This window comes from Streptomyces sp. NPDC059003, assembly GCF_042740445.1.
Classification (GTDB): Bacteria; Actinomycetota; Actinomycetes; order Streptomycetales; family Streptomycetaceae; genus Streptomyces.
Genome location: NZ_JBHYJH010000047.1, coordinates 1 through 2,727, shown reverse-complemented (window position 1 = coordinate 2,727; position 2,727 = coordinate 1). Strand labels below are relative to the sequence as shown.

General features: G+C 72.6%; 3 protein-coding genes. All 3 read left to right on the top strand.

All coding sequences use genetic code 11. The features are described 5' to 3' along the window. The first annotated feature begins 424 nt into the window (after nt 1–424). Genes ACFWZ5_RS18430 through nusB form a run of 3 tightly spaced genes read left to right on the top strand, consistent with a single transcriptional unit; the run spans nt 425 to nt 2,583 of the window. Nucleotides 425–1,531: an aminopeptidase P family protein gene (locus ACFWZ5_RS18430; RefSeq protein ID WP_384806788.1), complete on the top strand. Its 1,107-nt coding sequence runs from the start codon at nt 425–427 to the stop codon at nt 1,529–1,531. A gap of 51 nt (nt 1,532–1,582) precedes the next feature. Continuing rightward, nucleotides 1,583–2,149 (top strand): elongation factor P, encoded by a 567-nt coding sequence (gene efp, locus ACFWZ5_RS18425; RefSeq protein WP_384806792.1) that lies wholly within the window; start codon nt 1,583–1,585, stop codon nt 2,147–2,149. A gap of 2 nt (nt 2,150–2,151) precedes the next feature. Then, entirely contained in the window at nt 2,152–2,583 is a 432-nt protein-coding gene (gene nusB / locus ACFWZ5_RS18420; RefSeq protein WP_384890852.1) for a transcription antitermination factor NusB, read from the top strand. Nucleotides 2,584–2,727: the final 144 nt, after the last annotated feature.

Sequence of the window (2,727 nt, the reverse complement as noted above, 5' to 3'; positions counted from 1 at the left end):
GGTCTCGCCCGCCGTAGCCGTCCGGGGCTGGTGCCCTCAGCCGCCCCGCGGATCCCGCACCGGCGGGCTTCCCCGCGCCCAGCCCCCTCTCCGCGCCCCAGGCCTCCCGTCACCCCAGGCTCCCCTGCGCCCGAGGCCCCCGCGCCCCGGCCCCTCCGCCCCGGGTGCCCCCAAGCCCCGGCGCCCCCCCAGCTCCAGCAGCCCGCCCCACGGCCCCTGCCAAGGCGCGTACCGCCCCCGTCCCGGGCGCCCCCAACCCCCAGCACCCCACCCCACGACCCCTGCCAGGCCGACGCACCGCCCCCGCCCCGGCCGCCCCCGACTGTCAATCGCCCGGCGCGCAGCCGCTCGTACTGGGGGCTCCCGCCGCCCGGTCGGACGCGCTGAACCGGCCCGGAGTGGTGTGCGCTCATAGGCTCGCCCCATGTCAGAGGTGTACGCGGCGCGCAGGGAGCGGCTCAGGGAGCGGTGTGCGGCGGGCGGGAGCGCGGCGGCGCTCGTCTCGCGGGCCGCCAACGTCCGCTATCTCGCGGGCGCGGCCCCGAGCGGCGCCGTCCTCCTGCTCGGCAGGACCGAGGACGTGCTCCTGTGCGCCCGCCCGCCCGCCGAAGAGCCGGGCGACGCGCGGCCCGACGCCGCGCTGCGCACCCACGTCCTGTCGGCGCCGGACGGCGACCCGGCCGTGGCGGGCGCAGGGCAGGCCTGGGCCCAGGGCGTTGAGACCCTCGCCGTCGAGGAGCACCACCTCACCGTCGCCCGGCACCGCGCGCTCGCCTCCGTGGCACCGCGGCTGCGCCTCACCGACCTCGCCCAGGGCGTCGAGCAGCTGCGCCTGGTGAAGGACGAGGAGGAGATCTCCTGCCTCAGGATCGCCGCCGAGATCGCCGACCAGGCCCTCGGCGAGCTGCTCGAGTCGATCCTCGTGGGGCGCACGGAACGCCATCTCGCCCTGGAGCTGGAGCGCCGCCTCGTCGACCACGGCGCGGACGGCCCGGCCTTCCCGACCTCCGTCGCCACCGGGCCGAACTCCGGGCGCGGCGGCCACCGCCCGACCGACCGGCGCGTGGAGGAGGGCGACTTTCTCTCCGTGTGCCTGGGCGCGCGCTATCGCGGGTACCGGAGTGAGATCGGGCGCACCTTCGTCATCGGCACCTCGCCCGCGGACTGGCAGATCGAGCTGTACGACCTGGTCTTCGCCGCCCAGCGGGCCGGCCGGGAGGCCCTCGCCCCGGGCACCGCCTACCGTGACGTGGACCGCGCGGCCCGGCACGTCCTGGACGCCGCGGGGTACGCGGACGGCCTGGCTCCGCTGATGGGACACGGTGTGGGGCTCGAAAACACCGAGGACCCGCAGTTGGCGCCCGCGGCCATGGGTAAACTGGACGCTTGCGTGCCGGTCACCGTCGAACCGGGGGTCCACCTCCCGGGCCGGGGCGGGGTCCGGATCGATGACACGCTCGTCGTCCGCTGCGAAGCGGACGGCGGACCCGAGCTACTCACCATTACGACCAAGGAGCTGCTCGCGCTGTAGCGCGTGCACGTGCCCGGGGTCGTCCACGTCAGTCCAGGAGATTCCGCAACCGTGGCTTCCACGAACGACCTCAAGAACGGCATGGTGCTCAAGCTCGACGGGGGCCAGCTCTGGTCCGTCGTCGAGTTCCAGCACGTCAAGCCCGGCAAGGGCCCGGCCTTCGTGCGCACCAAGCTCAAGAACGTGCTCTCCGGCAAGGTCGTCGACAAGACCTTCAACGCCGGCGTCAAGGTCGAGACGGCCACTGTCGACAAGCGCGACATGCAGTTCTCGTACATGGACGGCGACTACTTCGTCTTCATGGACATGGAGACCTACGACCAGCTGCACATCGACAAGAAGGTCGTCGGCGACGCCGCGAACTTCCTGATCGAGGGCTTCGAGGCCACCGTGGCGCAGCACGAGGGCGAGGTGCTCTTCGTCGAGCTGCCCGCCGCCGTCGAGCTCACCATCCAGGAGACCGAGCCGGGCGTCCAGGGCGACCGCTCCACCGGCGGCACCAAGCCCGCCATCCTGGAGACCGGCCACCAGATCAACGTCCCGCTGTTCATCACGACCGGCGAGAAGATCAAGGTCGACACCCGTGACAGCAGCTACCTCGGCCGGGTGAACAGCTAACCGTGGCCGCCCGTAACACGGCCCGCAAGCGCGCCTTCCAGATCCTCTTCGAGGCCGACCAGCGCGGCGTCGACGTCCTGACGGTCCTCGCGGACTGGGTGCGCCACTCGCGGACCGACACCCGGCAGCCGCCGGTGAGCGAGTACACGATGGAGCTCGTCGAGGGCTACGAGAAGCACGCGTCGCGCATCGACGAGCTGATCTCGCAGTACGCCGTCGGCTGGACGCTCGACCGGATGCCGGTCGTCGACCGGAACATTCTCCGGCTCGGAGCGTACGAGCTCGTGTGGGTGGACGGCACGCCCGACGCGGTGGTACTGGACGAGGCCGTCCAGCTCGCCAAGGAATTCTCCACGGACGAGTCGCCGGCCTTCGTCAATGGTCTCCTCGGCCGGTTCAAGGACCTGAAGCCGAGTCTTCGCCGCGGCGAGTAAGACGGCCGCCGTTTTCCCGGACCGTGGAGGGCCCGGAGCCCATCGGCGGCGGGCCCTCCCGGTTTTGAGTCGCGCCGCCCGGGGTTTTCCCGGGGGCCGCCCCCTTTCAGCCAACCGGGGGAGGCGACCAGCCAGTCGGTTATA